This window comes from Pedobacter antarcticus (genome assembly GCF_900103515.1).
Lineage (GTDB): Bacteria > Bacteroidota > Bacteroidia > Sphingobacteriales > Sphingobacteriaceae > Pedobacter > Pedobacter antarcticus.
Genome location: NZ_FNGZ01000003.1, coordinates 120,238 through 135,540, shown reverse-complemented (window position 1 = coordinate 135,540; position 15,303 = coordinate 120,238). Strand labels below are relative to the sequence as shown.

17 protein-coding genes are annotated in these 15,303 nt (G+C 39.3%); 10 read left to right on the top strand and 7 right to left on the bottom strand.

Annotated features, from left to right (window positions below; all coding sequences use genetic code 11):
- Both BLR53_RS07755 and BLR53_RS07750 read left to right on the top strand, forming a co-directional pair.
- Nucleotides 1-1,299 (top strand): HAD-IB family phosphatase, encoded by a 1,299-nt coding sequence (locus BLR53_RS07755; protein WP_074588819.1) that lies wholly within the window; start codon nucleotides 1-3, stop codon nucleotides 1,297-1,299.
- Nucleotides 1,300-1,403: 104 nt separating this feature from the next.
- Nucleotides 1,404-2,468 carry a branched-chain amino acid aminotransferase gene (locus tag BLR53_RS07750; RefSeq protein WP_037442388.1) on the top strand — a complete coding sequence of 355 codons (1,065 nt, stop codon included), beginning with the start codon at nucleotides 1,404-1,406 and terminating at the stop codon, nucleotides 2,466-2,468.
- Between the two features lie 62 nt (nucleotides 2,469-2,530).
- On the opposite strand, the gene BLR53_RS07745 is transcribed toward BLR53_RS07750, so the two are convergent.
- Nucleotides 2,531-3,061 (bottom strand): NAD(P)H-dependent oxidoreductase, encoded by a 531-nt coding sequence (locus BLR53_RS07745; protein WP_037442387.1) that lies wholly within the window; start codon nucleotides 3,059-3,061, stop codon nucleotides 2,531-2,533.
- A gap of 97 nt (nucleotides 3,062-3,158) precedes the next feature.
- On the opposite strand from BLR53_RS07745, the gene BLR53_RS07740 reads away from it, so the two are divergent.
- Entirely contained in the window at nucleotides 3,159-3,539 is a 381-nt protein-coding gene (locus BLR53_RS07740; RefSeq protein ID WP_074588817.1) for a winged helix-turn-helix transcriptional regulator, read from the top strand.
- A gap of 88 nt (nucleotides 3,540-3,627) precedes the next feature.
- Here the strand turns inward: BLR53_RS07740 and BLR53_RS07735 are convergent, their stop codons facing one another.
- Nucleotides 3,628-4,260 (bottom strand): TetR/AcrR family transcriptional regulator, encoded by a 633-nt coding sequence (locus tag BLR53_RS07735; protein ID WP_074588814.1) that lies wholly within the window; start codon nucleotides 4,258-4,260, stop codon nucleotides 3,628-3,630.
- Nucleotides 4,261-4,519: 259 nt separating this feature from the next.
- Here BLR53_RS07735 and BLR53_RS07730 point away from each other — a divergent pair, with 259 nt between their 5' ends.
- Nucleotides 4,520-5,617, top strand: a complete 1,098-nt coding sequence (locus BLR53_RS07730) for a serine hydrolase domain-containing protein (RefSeq protein ID WP_074588811.1) — start codon at nucleotides 4,520-4,522, stop codon at nucleotides 5,615-5,617.
- Between the two features lie 54 nt (nucleotides 5,618-5,671).
- On the opposite strand, the gene BLR53_RS07725 is transcribed toward BLR53_RS07730, so the two are convergent.
- Nucleotides 5,672-6,094: a winged helix-turn-helix transcriptional regulator gene (locus BLR53_RS07725; RefSeq protein WP_074588807.1), complete on the bottom strand. Its 423-nt coding sequence runs from the start codon at nucleotides 6,092-6,094 to the stop codon at nucleotides 5,672-5,674.
- Between the two features lie 89 nt (nucleotides 6,095-6,183).
- Between BLR53_RS07725 and BLR53_RS07720 the strand changes: the two genes are divergently transcribed.
- The 3 genes from BLR53_RS07720 (at nucleotide 6,184) to BLR53_RS07705 (ending at nucleotide 9,111) form a co-directional block, all read left to right on the top strand.
- The gene (locus tag BLR53_RS07720) at nucleotides 6,184-6,630 is read left to right on the top strand and encodes a nuclear transport factor 2 family protein (protein ID WP_074588803.1); all 447 of its coding nucleotides are present in this window, start codon (nucleotides 6,184-6,186) and stop codon (nucleotides 6,628-6,630) included.
- A gap of 4 nt (nucleotides 6,631-6,634) precedes the next feature.
- Nucleotides 6,635-7,516 carry an NmrA family NAD(P)-binding protein gene (locus BLR53_RS07715; RefSeq protein ID WP_074588798.1) on the top strand — a complete coding sequence of 294 codons (882 nt, stop codon included), beginning with the start codon at nucleotides 6,635-6,637 and terminating at the stop codon, nucleotides 7,514-7,516.
- A gap of 515 nt (nucleotides 7,517-8,031) precedes the next feature.
- Nucleotides 8,032-9,111, top strand: a complete 1,080-nt coding sequence (locus BLR53_RS07705) for an NAD(P)H-dependent flavin oxidoreductase (protein ID WP_342342067.1) — start codon at nucleotides 8,032-8,034, stop codon at nucleotides 9,109-9,111.
- A gap of 190 nt (nucleotides 9,112-9,301) precedes the next feature.
- Here BLR53_RS07705 and BLR53_RS07700 read toward each other — a convergent pair whose 3' ends face one another.
- Both BLR53_RS07700 and BLR53_RS07695 read right to left on the bottom strand, forming a co-directional pair.
- A complete protein-coding gene (locus BLR53_RS07700) occupies nucleotides 9,302-9,712 on the bottom strand; it encodes a nuclear transport factor 2 family protein (protein WP_037442373.1) in 411 nt (136 codons plus the stop codon).
- Nucleotides 9,713-9,803: 91 nt separating this feature from the next.
- A complete protein-coding gene (locus BLR53_RS07695) occupies nucleotides 9,804-10,772 on the bottom strand; it encodes an alpha/beta fold hydrolase (protein ID WP_083332036.1) in 969 nt (322 codons plus the stop codon).
- An 87-nt stretch (nucleotides 10,773-10,859) separates the two neighbouring features.
- On the opposite strand from BLR53_RS07695, the gene BLR53_RS07690 reads away from it, so the two are divergent.
- Together BLR53_RS07690 and BLR53_RS07685 are read left to right on the top strand one after the other, a co-directional pair.
- Nucleotides 10,860-11,744 (top strand): LysR family transcriptional regulator, encoded by an 885-nt coding sequence (locus BLR53_RS07690; protein WP_074589266.1) that lies wholly within the window; start codon nucleotides 10,860-10,862, stop codon nucleotides 11,742-11,744.
- 182 nt (nucleotides 11,745-11,926) lie between these two features.
- Complete coding sequence (locus BLR53_RS07685; RefSeq protein WP_074588788.1) at nucleotides 11,927-12,967, top strand: succinylglutamate desuccinylase/aspartoacylase family protein; 1,041 nt, start codon at nucleotides 11,927-11,929, stop codon at nucleotides 12,965-12,967.
- Nucleotides 12,968-13,048: 81 nt separating this feature from the next.
- Here BLR53_RS07685 and BLR53_RS07680 read toward each other — a convergent pair whose 3' ends face one another.
- Together BLR53_RS07680 and BLR53_RS07675 are read right to left on the bottom strand one after the other, a co-directional pair.
- Nucleotides 13,049-13,597, bottom strand: a complete 549-nt coding sequence (locus BLR53_RS07680) for a GNAT family N-acetyltransferase (protein WP_074588783.1) — start codon at nucleotides 13,595-13,597, stop codon at nucleotides 13,049-13,051.
- A 25-nt stretch (nucleotides 13,598-13,622) separates the two neighbouring features.
- Nucleotides 13,623-13,949, bottom strand: a complete 327-nt coding sequence (locus BLR53_RS07675; RefSeq protein ID WP_074588780.1) for a DMT family transporter — start codon at nucleotides 13,947-13,949, stop codon at nucleotides 13,623-13,625.
- Nucleotides 13,950-14,182: 233 nt separating this feature from the next.
- Between BLR53_RS07675 and BLR53_RS07670 the strand changes: the two genes are divergently transcribed.
- The gene (locus BLR53_RS07670; RefSeq protein ID WP_218122975.1) at nucleotides 14,183-15,097 is read left to right on the top strand and encodes a LysR family transcriptional regulator; all 915 of its coding nucleotides are present in this window, start codon (nucleotides 14,183-14,185) and stop codon (nucleotides 15,095-15,097) included.
- The last annotated feature ends 206 nt before the right edge of the window (nucleotides 15,098-15,303 follow it).

Here is a 15,303-nt window from a genome sequence, read left to right as displayed (position 1 = left end):
ATGAAGCAGAAGAGCATCTATATTATCGACTTTGACAGCACTTTTACGCAGGTAGAAGCACTGGATGAACTCGCCCGTATCTCCCTGAAAAAGCATCCGGATAAGGAAGCAATTTTTCAAAAAATCGAAGATCTGACCAATCTGGCTATGGAAGGTAAATTATCTTTCGGTGAAAGCCTTGCACAGCGTGTCCGTTTATTGGAAGCTTCCGAAGATCACCTCAAACAATTAATTAAACATCTGAAAAAGAAGGTTTCGAAATCCTTTTCCAGAAATGCTGCTTTCTTCAAGAAACATGCAGATCAGGTTCTGATTGTATCTGGCGGATTTAAGGAATTTATTACCCCTGTAGTTAGTCCTTACCATATCCGGAAAGAAAATATTTATGCCAATACTTTCGTCACTACCGGTGACGGAAAAATTATAGATTATGATCACGCCAATCCTTTAAGTGAGGAAGGTGGAAAGGTTAAACTCATGCAGCAGCTAAATCTGGAAGGCGATCTTTACGGGATCGGCGACGGATATTCTGATTTCCAGCTGAGAGAAAGCGGACTAATCAAAAAGTTCTATGCCTTCACAGAAAATATCTCCCGGGAAAGTATCGTGAGCCGTGCAGATCATGTTACACCAAGCTTCGATGAATTCCTGTATGTGAATAATCTGCCAAGAGCTATATCCTACCCTAAAAACCGGATTTTATGCCTGATTATAGGCGATGTAGCGCCGGAAAGCCTCCAGTTGCTAAAAACAGATGGATTCTCTATCCGTCACAAAAAGACATTCGAGCCTAAATATGTAAAGGATGTGCATATGTTATTGCTGGCTGACGGAGAGAAGGTAGAACCAGAAAAGTTAAAAGAGGCACTGAAACTGAAAACTATAGGCTATCTCGGTAATGCTAAAGACAATCTGGATCTGAAAAAATGCACAGAAATGGGAATCGTTGTTTTTGAAGATCCGAAACACAACCCCAGAAATGCCAATTTCATTCCTAAAAGAATGCTGGACTTCATGAACAAGGGGACAACCTATCTGAGCATCAATTTCCCGAATCTGCAGTTGCCGCTTATTGCCAAATCTCATCGTCTGATCCACGTCCACCGGAATGTACCGGGAATTATGGCACAGATCAATACCGTATTTGCGAAACACAGCATCAATATTGTGGGACAGTTCCTGATGACCAATGCAGCGATCGGGTACGCAATCACAGATATCAATGCCGAATACGACAAAGATTTGTTTAAATCACTCAAAAAAATTGAGCATACGATCAAATTCAGAGTATTGTATTAGAGGAGCTCAGACAGTGTTATCATATGGCAAAAACCCATAATATTAAAATAAAATAGGTGTCCGCCCTATTTTTTCCTAATTTTACCGAGATAAAAACAGAGACAGTGAAAGATTCTTTAAATATTAAAACCACAAAAGCTGGTCAATCCAGATTGGCAGAAACAGATTTCAGAGACCTTCCATTCGGAAAGGTTTTTACAGACCACATGTTCGTTGCAGACTTCGAAGACGGAGAATGGAAAAACTTCGAAATTCTACCTTATGGTCCTATTTCGATGAGTCCTGCAATATCTGCACTTCACTACGGACAGGCTATTTTTGAAGGGATGAAAGCTTACACACAACCTGATGGAAGCGTTAGTGTTTTTCGTGCCGACAAGAACTTCGCAAGGCTCAATAAATCGGCTGTACGTATGGCTATGGCTACGATTCCTGAAGATGTATTTATGCAAGGTATTGCTGCGTTGATTAACATTGACAAAGCATGGGTCCCTTCAGAAGAAAATTACTCTCTTTATCTGCGTCCGGTAATGTTCGCAACAGACCCTGTTTTAGGCGTAAGACCATCGTCCAGCTACAAATTTGTAATCCTGGCCAACCCAAGTGCGCCATATTACAGCAACCCTTTACGGGTTAAAATTGAAACTCATTATACCCGTTCTGACAATGGTGGTGTAGGTGCCGCAAAAACTGCAGGTAACTATTCAAGAGCAATGCTCCCTACTGTTGAAGCTCAGGCACAAGGATTTGACCAGTTAATCTGGACAGATGCCAAAGAAAATAAATATGTAGAAGAGTCCGGTGCTGCCAACCTGATGTTTATCATCGATGGTAAAATCGTAACACCCGAAGTGAGGGAAACTATCCTGGATGGTGTTACGCGCGATACGATTATCCTGTTGGCTAAAAGTATGGGAATTACGGTAGAAGAAAGAAGAGTCGCAATCAGCGAAGTTCTGGAAGCTATTGAAAATGGTACCCTTACCGAAGCCTTTGCAGTAGGAACCGCAGCAACAGTTACTCAGATCAGCGAGATCTCTTACGAAGGTAAAAACCATGTTCTTGCAGATCCTGCAACCAGAACTGTCTCACCTGCAATTGCTAAGAAACTGAATGATATCCGTTATGGTGTAACCGCAGATGAATTCGGCTGGAACTGGATCGTTTAATTAAAGCGAACCTTCTCCACTAAAAAAAATCCCGTCAGCATATACAAGGCTGACGGGATTTTTTAAAAACCTGTCAGGAATTTCATATATGATCTTACCCCCAGTTCGATATGGCTATCAGAGACATTAAATTCCAAACCGTAGAAAGCGAATGCCGGTTGGTAGTCCGCTTTGACATATTCAAAACTTAGCTCGAATGGCCTGGTGAGTTCGTTGAGCGGATATTTATACTTCCCTGCAGTACTCAACTCCTCTTCTTCCACTCCTAACGATATGGCTAGCGCTATTTTTTTGCCTTTCATGCGGTACCCACTTTTACTACCATATGCCCAGCCGTGAGTTAATACTTGATCGAACCATTTTTTTAATAGTGAGGGAATATTAAACCAGTAATAGGGAAATTGGAATATAATCTTATCGTATTGCTCGACTAGACGCTGTTCAGCCTGGACATCTATGTTTTCGTCCGGATATGCATCGTATAACTGGTGAACAGTGTACTGTTCTGGAAATTTAAGTAGCTCCTCGATCCACCTTTTATTCATGGTAGACTCGCTTATGGTAGGGTGCGTAATAATTATTAAAGTCTTCATAGTGATATCATCAATTAATGTAACACGAAGGTAGCACACACTACATAAAATTAGTATATTACCCACCAATTGTTATGTACTATAAAAAATGTAAGTATTGACTGAGATTAAACAAACATCGACCAATTTCTCCAACAAGAGCGCGCTAAGTGACGAATGTCCAGAAGCTTATGCCTCAACTATTATCGGCGGACAGTGGACACTGGTAATCTGCTCCTGGTTATTGAGCGGTAAGCTCCGGTTCGGGGAACTGAAAAAGAAATTGCCAAACATTACCGAACGTATGTTAACCTTACAGCTCCGTAAGCTCGAAGAAAATATGATAATCAGTAGGACAGTTTATGCAGAAGTTCCACCACGTGTAGAATATGAATTAACTCCAATAGGATACTCCTTAAAACCTGTCATCAAAGAGTTGGAAAACTGGGGCGTTCGTCATAAAAAGTTAACGAGTAAACAACTGGAAACTGAGGGTTAATTGTTTCGAAGCATGTCTGCTTATATTATACATCTTTTATTCAGACAATGACTTCTTCTACACTTAGCTTAAGATGTGTGATGCAATGTTACTCCGTATATGTTTGTTCTAAAATTAAGCTGATCGCTTTTTTTATTCTTACCATGCCCTCCGTTGTATTCAGGTCTATTTCACAAAAAAGTGTATCGGTTGACTTTGCATGTAAAACCAAGTAATAAATTCCTGCTACCAGTAAGGCCGACACCGCCCTTAGATCAGTGTCCTTTCCTTCCAGTTCCCTATCAGAGAGTTTAAAAAAATCCCTGCTTAGCAGCTCTCTTTCCTCAGAAACGTCCTTCATGATCTGGGTAGATTGACTTATTTGCCATAATACAATCTTTTGCATCTCCTCTTCGTTGAAAAAATAGTCAAGTTGGTTTTGCAGCAACTTGTCCAGTATAGGTTTCGTATTTTCTCCGGTATACTTTTTAATTAATTCAACAGCGTCGCCGGAGGCAGTAATCCAATAATCTTTGCTTCTCACATAGGTTTCAATAAGATTATCTATAGTTCCAAAATAAAGGGTAATCAATCGTCTATTTAGCCCGGCTACCCTCGCAATATTTGTAGCTGTTAAGCCAGTATATCCTTCGTTTTTGATTACTGTTCCCACAGCTTCAATAAGCTTTAACGTCGAACGCTCCTTATCATTTGATGGGCCTTTATATCTTTTTCTTATCATAATACTTGAACTCTTAAAAACCCTTTCCCTTCACGAATTGAAATATACTAATTTTCCCGTATAGGGGAAATTAGTATATTAGCTCATATTTTACTGATTACCAGAAGACCTTAAATCATCATTTATATGAGGAAGTTTCAATCTAACAGCGTGTATACTACTTGTTAACAAAATTCACGAAATGAAAACGCAAATTCTTAGAATCGTTCTTCGCGCTGGTGTATTGCAACGAATAGATTCCCAACTATCCTTATAACTTATGAGAACTAAATTTCTGTTCATTATCATTTCAATTTTTATTTCATTTAATGTAAAAGCACAATTAATTGCTCGCTCAATAGACAGTATATTAACTACATACGTTAAAAATGGACAATTTGATGGTAGCATATTAATAGGTAAAGGGTCTAAGGTAATCTATGCCCACCAATATGGACTAGCTAATCGCCAATTTCATGTGCCAATTACGTCGACAACGAAGTTTCCAGTGGCTTCCATTACTAAGCTATATACAGCTATCCTTATATTAAAACTTCAGGAGGAGAAGAAATTAGATATTAATAAAACGATAGACCAATATATTCCAGATATACTTCCTGAAAGCAGCACGAAAATTACTATAAAACAGTTATTGACTCATACTTCCGGCCTGCCGAAGGAAAAAATTGCAGCCTACAAAACACGATTTAACATTACAGAATTCATTGAGAAAAATATCGTTGATACCTTGCTGACTAAGCCAGGCACCAGGTATGACTACAATAACGTTAATTACATTTTGTTAGGTGCTATAATTGAGTCTGTATCCGGTAAAAATTGGCGTCAGGTTTTATCTGAGAAGATCATTCAGCCACTTAGCTTAGAAAATACAGGTTTAATCCAAACGGATTCTGTTATTAATAATTTAGCATACGGATATCATAATTATGCATTCGGGGACTTACCGGCTAAGCCGTTGAAGAATGATGCTTTCATATACATGGAAAATTATGCAACGGCTGGTGCAATTTTCACTACCCCAGAAGAATTGTTTAAGCTACACTTAGCTTTGGCTGAAAATAAGCTACTTAACTCAACTTCCAAAAAGCTAATGTATGCACCAGAAATTAATTTAGGCCTGGTGGATGGTACCCCTTACTTTGTAACGTTGGGCAGTTATTATGGAAGCAGGCAATTTAAAGGTCAGACAAAGCCTATCGATGTTATTGAAAGAACGGGGAATATAAATGGGTTTAATACGATCTACATTCAATTGCCATTAACAAAAGAAACCATAATCATATTTTGTAATACGGATGCGGGTGACCTTAATACGATTACTGATGAACTTTTAAATGTCTTAATTTCATCTCATTAATCCCTCCTGGCCGTTGCGTGCCTTTAGTTTACACATTTCAGCAAATTTATTATATTAAAGGTCATAAATAGTCTCTTTATACAGCTTTGTTAGTTGCGGCTCCCATGAGACAGACCAGTTTAACAGGGCCATCAATGGATCTGCAGTACTTTTGCCAAATTCAGTCAATGTATATTCTACTCTTGGTGGAACCTCTGGAAAAACTTTACGGACGACCATGCCATAACTTATCAAAATCTTTAAAGTTTGATTGAGCATTTTTGGCGATATACCCTTAATTTGCCTCAGCAATTCACTACTGCGTTTACTGCCCTGCATTAATGCCATCAGGATGAGTAGTGTCCACTTATTTGCTATGAGCGTTAATGACTGATTCAGGATACAACTTTCATCTAAACTGGATTTCAACAGTAAAGATTGCTGTAACTTAAAATAATTTTCATTTTTTTCTCCTATCTCATTGATTATTTCGTCCATATCTTACTTTAAAGTGCTTATGTGACTTAATGGTGCCTACTTGCAAATATATAGTCTGGGATTTACTTTTGTACATAATCTTAGGAAATATGGCTTTAGAAAATACACCTGGTCAGCAAATTTTGCTGAATTTATTGGATGCTTTTAACAAGGATACACAAACTGTTTTATCGCTTTTTGATCCAACGGCAACTGTAGAATATCCTTATGCGAAATCAATAGGCTCAGCTTACCGATTGACCATGGATGACTACAGAAGACACCTGGATAATATCCTTCCGGATATGCCCGATATTATATTCTCAGAATTAAATGTTTATCCATTGGCCGAGCAGGATTCCTATTGGGCGGAATTTCATGGCGAAACTAAAGTTCCAGCAACAGGGGACTTATATCAACAGGATTATGTCGTCCATTTTAGATTAGAAAGCGGGAAGTTCATTTACTACAAAGAATATTGGAATGTCCTCCCCGTTCTTAAGACTTTAATGGGAAAAGACAAAGCTCAGCAGATCATTGACAACCACTTATCTTAACAATATGAAGAAAATAGCAATTGCAGCTGCTACAGGTAATATTGGAAGCAGTGTGGCGAGGCAAATAGCCTCACATGGAGCGACACCATTGTTGCTAGGTCAAAACCTCAAAAGATTAGACGACCTGTACATTAGTGAGGGGGTATCAATAGTGGCAGATATTAGTAATACGGAACAAGTGATTGCAGCAACTGAAGGGGCAGAAGCTTTGTTCTGGGTAGTTCCGCCAGTACTTAACGTATCTAGTTTACATGAATGGTATCAAAAGGTGACTGATGCAGGTGTTGCTGCCGTTATTCAAAACAAAATCAACAGAGTTGTACTTGTCTCTTCCCTTGGGGCCAGCAGTTCGCCGAACTTGGGAACCGTAAGCTATTGTGGAGATATGGAAGCGGCTTTTGACAAGCTTGACGCTAACGTATTGGCGTTAAGACCAGGTTATTTTCTGGAAAATTTTATACTACAGGCAAAAGACATTCGCGAGAAAGGAATTTTTACTTTTCCTTATGACAGCGATCATGATATTCCTTTTATAAGTTCAGATGATATTGCTGAAGCGGCATCACGTTATCTTCTTGGTGAAACTTGGGCAGGCCATTGGAAATTAAACCTCATGGGTCCGGAAAACATAACCTTAGCACAAGCAGCATCTCGCCTATCGGCCATGATGGGTAAGTCAGTTAAGTATGTACAACAATCTGGTGAAGAGGTAAAAGCTCAACTGAGTAGTTGGGGAACGTCTGAACGCGTACAACAAGAATTGATGGATTTATTTTCTGCCTTAGGTGATTCAAATGGGCCATATGCCACCCCTCGAACTATAGAGGCAACTACAGCTACAACTTTCGAGCAGTTTTTAGAACGGAAGTTCCTATCTTCGCTTTAATTAGATGTGTTTAAATCGTTGATTGTTTTTCGAAGTCCGTTTTTATGGTCTTAGAAATAACCTATTCTCAGACGTAGTTGAGCACATAAAAATTATTAATCATAACTATGAAATACTTTAAGATAATTGTTTTTTGTTTTCTAATTGCCTCAGTTCTTAGCTTACTGGGTGTGTTCGTTCTGCAATCTACCGGTTTAATTGGTAAAGCAGATTCAGATTTTAGAAACCTCCCTTATGGAATCGCTATTGGCATTAATTTCTTTTTTTTTCTTTCAAGCTTTACCATTCTACTCAATCTTAAAGAAAAAGTCCGCGATAATAATACATATAAGGCAATGAGTTTTTTCCTGCTACCGGCCATATTTGTAGTATTTCTACTATTAGGATCGTGGAATCAGCCTTGGCCAGGCATACTATTTTGCGTTCCTTACTTTATTGTATTATTCATTTTTTTCCTTAGGTCAAAAAATACAACACAAGGACTTTTATAAACCGATTCAAGACTATACTCCCATATTATACAGTTTATGGAAGATCTTAAGCACTTACTGGATATCAGTTATCCAATTATTCAAGCACCTATGTTGGGGGTGACAACTCCCGCCATGGTAGCAGCGGTGGCCAATGCAGGCGGCTTGGGTTGCCTGCCATTGGGTGGGTTATCACCTGAGAAATCCCTGGCCCTGGTTAAGGAAACAAAGGCTAAAACCAGTAAGCCTTTCGCTGTAAACCTCTTTGCTCACTCGCTAACATCTGAGGTTAGTGAAGAGGATATCAAAATAATGGAGAATTATCTCGAAGCGCTTCACAAGAAATATAATTTGCCGTTTGAGCATAAACCAATTTCCTCTTACCGGTTTTATAATCACCATGACCAAATAGATATCCTCCTGGATGAACAGGTACCTATTGTAAGCTTCACTTTCGGTTTGCCAGAGGCACAAATACTTTCGCAGCTTAGAGAACGTGGCGTTAAAGCGATTGGAACGGCAACAAGCATTAAAGAAGCCGCATTATTGGATAAAGCTGGCATGGATGCTATTGTCGTCCAGGGTATTGAAGCCGGGGGACACAGAGGTAGCTTTATCGATAAGGAACCCCTGCCGCAGGTTGGTTTGATATCTCTTGTTCCGCAGGTTGTGGATACCGTGTCAGTTCCGGTTATTGCTGCTGGGGGGATTTTTGATCACCGCACGATTAAAGCGGTATTTACCCTTGGTGCAGCAGGCGCACAACTAGGTAGTTATTTTCTTGCAGCAGAAGAAAGTGCCGCCAGCGAAGTTTACAAAGAACGTGTGCTCAGCTCTACTGATACCTCTACCGAACTTACCCAGGCATTTACCGGAAAATGGGCAAGGGGCATTGGAAACAGCTTCATGGAAGAAATGAAAAACTCAGGATTGGTTATACCGTATTATACCTATCAGAACAGTTTAACGGCAGCGCTCAGAGACTTCGGCAAGTCCGGTGGAATCGCTGATATTATTTCGCTTTGGGCAGGACAATCTGCATCACAAAGCAAAAGTGGCAGTACCGAAGCCTTGTTCAACAAGCTTATCCAACAAATAAAAAACGATCCTAATCCCATATTTTAAACATAAAAAAACATAATATGCCTTTGGCAAGAATAGACGTTACCCCAGGGAAGAACCGATGAGGTAGAAACTTTCTGTACATCTGAATTGGACCGTTGCCAGATCCACCAGTCAGAAACAGAACCTGACTAGTGGACAGCACTGGCGCCTATTCTCTCTGGTCATTCGTTTGATCTAATGTTTATCTATTCTACAGAATTCGATCTTTTTCATCAATGGCCAGATCATTTATGCTAGCGAACCGTTTTTCCATTAGCCCGCATTTATCAAATTCCCAAAGTTCATTCCCAAAGCTACGGAACCATTGCCCTTGCTGGTCATGCCATTCATATTCAAAGCGAACTGCTATACGGTTTTCAGTAAATGCCCAAAGTTCTTTTTTAAGCTTGTAGCCAAGCTCATTCTTCCATTTGTTTGCTAAAAATACTTTTACTTCTTCACGGCCAGAAATAAACTCCGACCGATTGCGCCATTCTGTATTAAGGGTATAAGCCATGCATACTACCTCAGGATCGCGGCTATTCCATGCGCGCTCTGCAAGCATAACTTTCTCCACCGCGGAATCGTAGCTAAACGGTGGTACTGGGTTTTTAATTTCCATCACTTTATTTGATTTATAGGATATTTAGAAAAAGCCCAGCTTGTACTGGGCTTACTTTGATCACATTTAGGCAGTATTACACCCAAAAATCTTATTTTGGAAGGGTGGAGAGAAACTTCAGTATTTCGCTTCCTATCTCCTGTCCATGGGTTTCTAACGCAAAGTGGCCAGTATCATAAAATTTCACTATTGCGTCAGGAATATCTTTTTTATAGGCCTCAGCCCCGATAGGGAGAAAAAATGGATCTTTATTTCCCCACACAGCGAGCAATTTTGGTTTGTTGGTTCTAAAATACTTTTGAAACGATGGATACAGATCAACATTTGTTTTATAGTCTTTTAACAGATCAAGCTGAATCTCTGCAGATTCTGGCCTATCTAGAAAATACTGATCCAAAATATAAGCTTCGGGGGCTAAGAGCGATGTATCGGTAACGCCAGTGAAGTACTGGAATTTCGTTCCCTCTTTGCTATAAAAGGTTCTTAGCGCATCTCTATTTTCCTGGGTGTCATTTTCCCAATATTTCTGAATAGGATTCCAGCCCGTACTTAGTCCTTCTACATAAGCATTGCCATTCTGTGAAATAATCCCCGTAATTTTCTCTGGATTCGCAAGTGCCAAACGATATCCGGTTGGCGCACCATAATCAAATACATAAATTGCAAACCTTTTTAAACCTAATTCATCTATAAAGCCCTGCATTGTTTTGGCCAGATTTTCAAATGTATAGGTATAAGTTTTACGATCTGGTAAATCAGTATTTCCAAATCCCGGAAGATCAGGGGCTATAACGTGATATTTTTTGTTTAACAACGGTATCAGATTGCGGAACATATGTGATGATGTTGGGTAACCATGCAACAATAATATTGTGGGTGCTCCTGCTGGACCCGACTCCCTATAAAATACGCCAAGTCCGTTTACATTTACCTTACGGTGATGAACAACCCCAACTTCTAAAGCAGGACTTGTTTTAATTGTGTTTGATTGTGCCATAATTTCTGTTCTCCCTAATAAGCCAGTCATGATTATTGTGAAGGCTATTTTTAGTTTTTTCATTTTCCTTTTTTTTTATTCAAAAGTAAACTAGATATTTGATCATTAAAAATGATTTATAAAGATACCATGTATCTTAATTTAAGATTTATGAACACAAATGACCTTAATTTATTTGAAGCCGTTGCGCATTATGGAAGTTTTACAAAGGCTGCTGAAGCGATGTTTACAGTTCAATCGAATGTAACTACCCGTATAAAAAACTTGGAAGAGGAGTTTGGTGCACTGCTTTTTACCAGAAACAACCGCAAGGTCGAATTAACTCCGGAAGGCGAAAAACTTATTCACTATACAAAACAATTCAAGCATATTTTTGATGAGGCGAAAAGGTCGATTGGGAAAAGTGACGTCGTAAAGGGCCAGATTAAAATTGGATTTTTGGAAACCATGATGACCCTGAAAGGCCCTGAACTTATTAATGAACTTGCCTCAAAATTTCCTTTTGTTGACCTGGATTTTAGATCCGCGATGAGCGCCAGCTTAATAAGTGATGTATTGAATTATAAATTAGATGCAGCATTTGTCCCTGCTCCTCTTGACATTCCGGAGCTTGAACAAATTAAAATAAAAGACGAACAGGTCGTGATTGTTGCTCCGGCAGATTGTGAAAATCTTGATATTTTACTTGCAAAAAATCCGCTTAAAACAATAGTTTTCGATCAAGGTTGCGTATTTAGAGCTAAACTTGACTCTTGGCTTGTAAGCAGAGGTATTATCCAATATCATAAAACAGTAATGAATTCCATTGAAGGCGTTGTAAATTTTATTGAATCCGGAATTGGATTTAGTGTGATGCCAGAAGAAATCATAAGTACGTTTTATGGCAATAGAAAAATAAAAACATTCCAACTACCAAAGGAATTGGGCCTTATGACAACAATTTTGGTCTATAGAAAAGATGTGCCACTTTCCCCTGCTTTAAAAGCTTTTATCAGCATAAGTGGCGGAACAAAAAGTATCAATATCGATAAATAAAATTTCACCTTAGCGTATAGCGGAGGAAATAAGTATGAAACGACTGCAGCATATTTATACCCTGTTCATTTGACATCGTTAGACGCCGACATTGGTTCGTTTATTGAGACAAGTCAGTGTAGAAATACACCAAAATTATCTTTTTCTTTGTTGCTTTTAGGAACTAAAACTCTTGTCACGATATGAAAACCCACTTGCTTTCTATATTTCTGATCAGTTCTTCCTTTCTCACTTTCGCTCAGGAAGCGGGGTTTCGTTCGCTTATTTCACGTAGCAAGCCTGGAATTACCGATACTATCTTAACTATCCGCGCCAAAAATAATACAGCCGTGCAGATCCCGATGACGATTGTCAAGGGAAGAGATAAAGGTCCGACATTCACAGTTATGGCAGGAATACATGGTATGGAATACCCACCGATCCTATCCTTGCTGGAGTTTCGAAAAGAGATTGATCCCGCGTTGTTGAAAGGACAGGTAATCATAATACCAATCGTCAACCAAACCTCCTTCTACACTCGGACACCTTTTGTAAACCCTCTGGATGGTGTCAATCTGAACAGGGCATTTCCCGGAGACCCAGACGGGACGATCACTGAGGTAATGGCTGATTTCCTAACCAAAGAGGTTTTCGCCTCTACGGATGTACTATTGGACATGCATGGCGGAGATGTTGGTGAAGATTTGATTCCTTTCATCTGCTATTATGATAACAAGCAGTTCAGAAATCAGACCGCATTGGCTTCCCGCCTGAGCGAGATCAGCGGATTTGAAACGATTGTAGCTTATCCATATATATTGTCACCGGATCAGCCAGCAATGTATGCCTTCAAACAGGCTGTCAGGCAAGGTGTAACTGCTCTTAGTATCGAAATCGGAAGACTTGGGAATTGGCGAAAAGAGGAAGTATCACTGGCCAAAAAATCCTTATTCCGCTTAATGGCGGAATTGAACATGTATGGGACAAAATCAGCAAATAATGTTTCTCAGGTCAGGGCGAGATATAATAAACAGGCTTATGTATCTGTACCTGTACAAGGGATTTTTGTGAGCGAAATGGCTGCCGGTGATCGGATCGTTAAGGGCGCGGAGGTGGGTTATATCACCGATGTCTTTGGTAGAAAGAAATTGCCTGTCTATGCACCTGAATCTGGTATTATCTTGTATAAGATTGGCACACCACCAGTAAATAAGGGTGAAACACTTTTATGCATAGGTTTCTGAGTGGTCCACTCCCGCCGTGGTAGCAGCGGTTGAATTGACCCTTTAGATTTCGTTTGAGTAATAATGACAACTGAGAGAGCTTTAGCTCCGATATAAGCTTGGCTGATTACAACGCAAACTTTTTCTCATCATGATGTCGGTCTGCTGGTCATCACCAAGTTTGAAAATGTGTTTATCAAACTCAATAAAACCATTTTTTTTATAAAAATTAATGGCTCTGGGGTTTTCTTCCCATACTCCTAGCCATACATACTCAGCACTCTTTTCCTGAGATATCTGCATTGCTTTTTCGTAAAGTAGCTGTCCAACTTTTTTGCCGTGATAGGCTTGTACAACATATATTCGTTCAATTTCAACAGAGTTAACATCTTTCAGTTCTGTCTGCGACTTTCCAGTATTAAGCTTTAAATAACCAATAACATCACCACCGGTAACCGCAAAGTAAAACTGTGAATATGCATCGGTCAGCTCAGCTTCCAGTTTGTGTAGGGAGAAACCCTCTTGGAGATATTTAGCCATATTTTCTTCTGTGTTGCTTGCAGAGAAGGTTTCGGAAAAGGTTTGCTTACCAATTTGCGCTAAGGCTTCAATATCTCTTAGGGTAACTTTCTTGATTTCTATATTTTCCATTTTGCAATTATTTGATTGTATTTCCTTAATGCGATACGGCCTTTAATCCGATAATAGAACCAATTAGCGTCATTATAAAAAGCATTCGTAGAAAAGTTGCAGGTTCTTTAAATACCAGTATTCCTACTAGAACGGTTCCAACGGCACCAATTCCTGTCCATACGGCATAGGCGGTTCCAATTGGTAGGGTCTGCGTAGCTTTGATCAGTAGTCCCATGCTCACCAATAGCATGACCACGAAGCCTGCATACCAGCTTATCATTTCATTTCCTTGAGATTCTTTTGCCTTTCCCAAACAAAAAGCAAAGCCTACCTCAGCCAAGCCACCTAAAATTAAAAGTATCCAGTTCATCTGTTTTATCTATTTAACTGATTTTATATATGTCATTCCTGCCTTAACCATCGAGAAAGAATAGGTTTCATGTTTCTCACAACGGGTTTGTAGTCTAAGTTATAGCGGTAAGAGCCTTTTCAAATTCGGCATGCTTTTCTATCAGTACCATCAACTTATCTAAATCTAACGGGCTGCAAGGTCTTATGTTGAATGCTAACTGTTCCATAAGTACAAAACTACATTATCTGGTAATGCCTAAAAATGCTATTATAGCATATAGTAATGCTTATATTGCATTAATGAATATTCAACAGATCAAATATTTTTTAGCCCTTGCGCAGGAACTCCACTTCTGGAAAACAGCTGGAAGGATGCATATCACCCAATCTGCCCTTAGCCGTCAAATCCAGGCACTGGAACGTGAATTAGGTGTTCAGCTATTTGAGCGTGACAAACGGAATGTTAAGCTTACTTCTGCAGGGCAATTCTTACGAGAAAAGTGGGAAGTGCAAATTAATGAGTTGGAGTTTTTTCATGAACACGCCCGTCAGATACAATTAGGTGAAAGCGGCACTATAATTATTGCGCACCCCGATTCAATATCTGCATCCATCATGCCGGACATGCTCAGCAGTATTGCTTCAGCCTATCCTAAACTTAAGATCGAACTTGTACAAGTACGGTATGAAGATCAGCTGGAGTTCCTACGCAACTACAAAATAGACCTCGTGATTACCAGGGATATCAATAATGCCGATGATATCCGTTCAGAAAAGATTTCGACCGACTTTTTGTCTATTGTAGTGCCCGAGAATCATCCTTTTCGTAACGCAGAGGATCTTACGAAAGAAACGCTTAGCAGCCAAAAGTTTATCTTACCCATAAAGGACGGGGGAAGCAGTTACAGTGACCTTATTCAACAGTTATTTCGAACTTATGATATTGTGCCTGATGCATACTTACATTCGGAGTTTGGTTCAGCAATTATTGCCTTGGTGAAAAAGGGTTTAGGTATAGCCGTAATGCCTAACTCTTACATGTTCCATGAAATTCCCGGTATTAGATTTATCACCTTGCCATTTCAGACCGATCTATTCCTTAATTGGAGAGTTAATGATCATCATCCGGTTCTAAATAATGTACTACAGTTCATTCTGAAAAGCTAATATGTCTTTAAGTAACTTAAATTATTAAAATTCCCTCATTAACTGATAATCAAATAGGATTCGGAATATTTGTATCATATCATATGTCAATATACTGGCCTCTTGATGCTGTTTTTTTTTATCGAGTTATTCAATGTTGGTTCGCCAACATTATATCTTCCCTTGAAAAGGATATATTAGCCTTATCAAGGCCTTCTTAGAGCCTT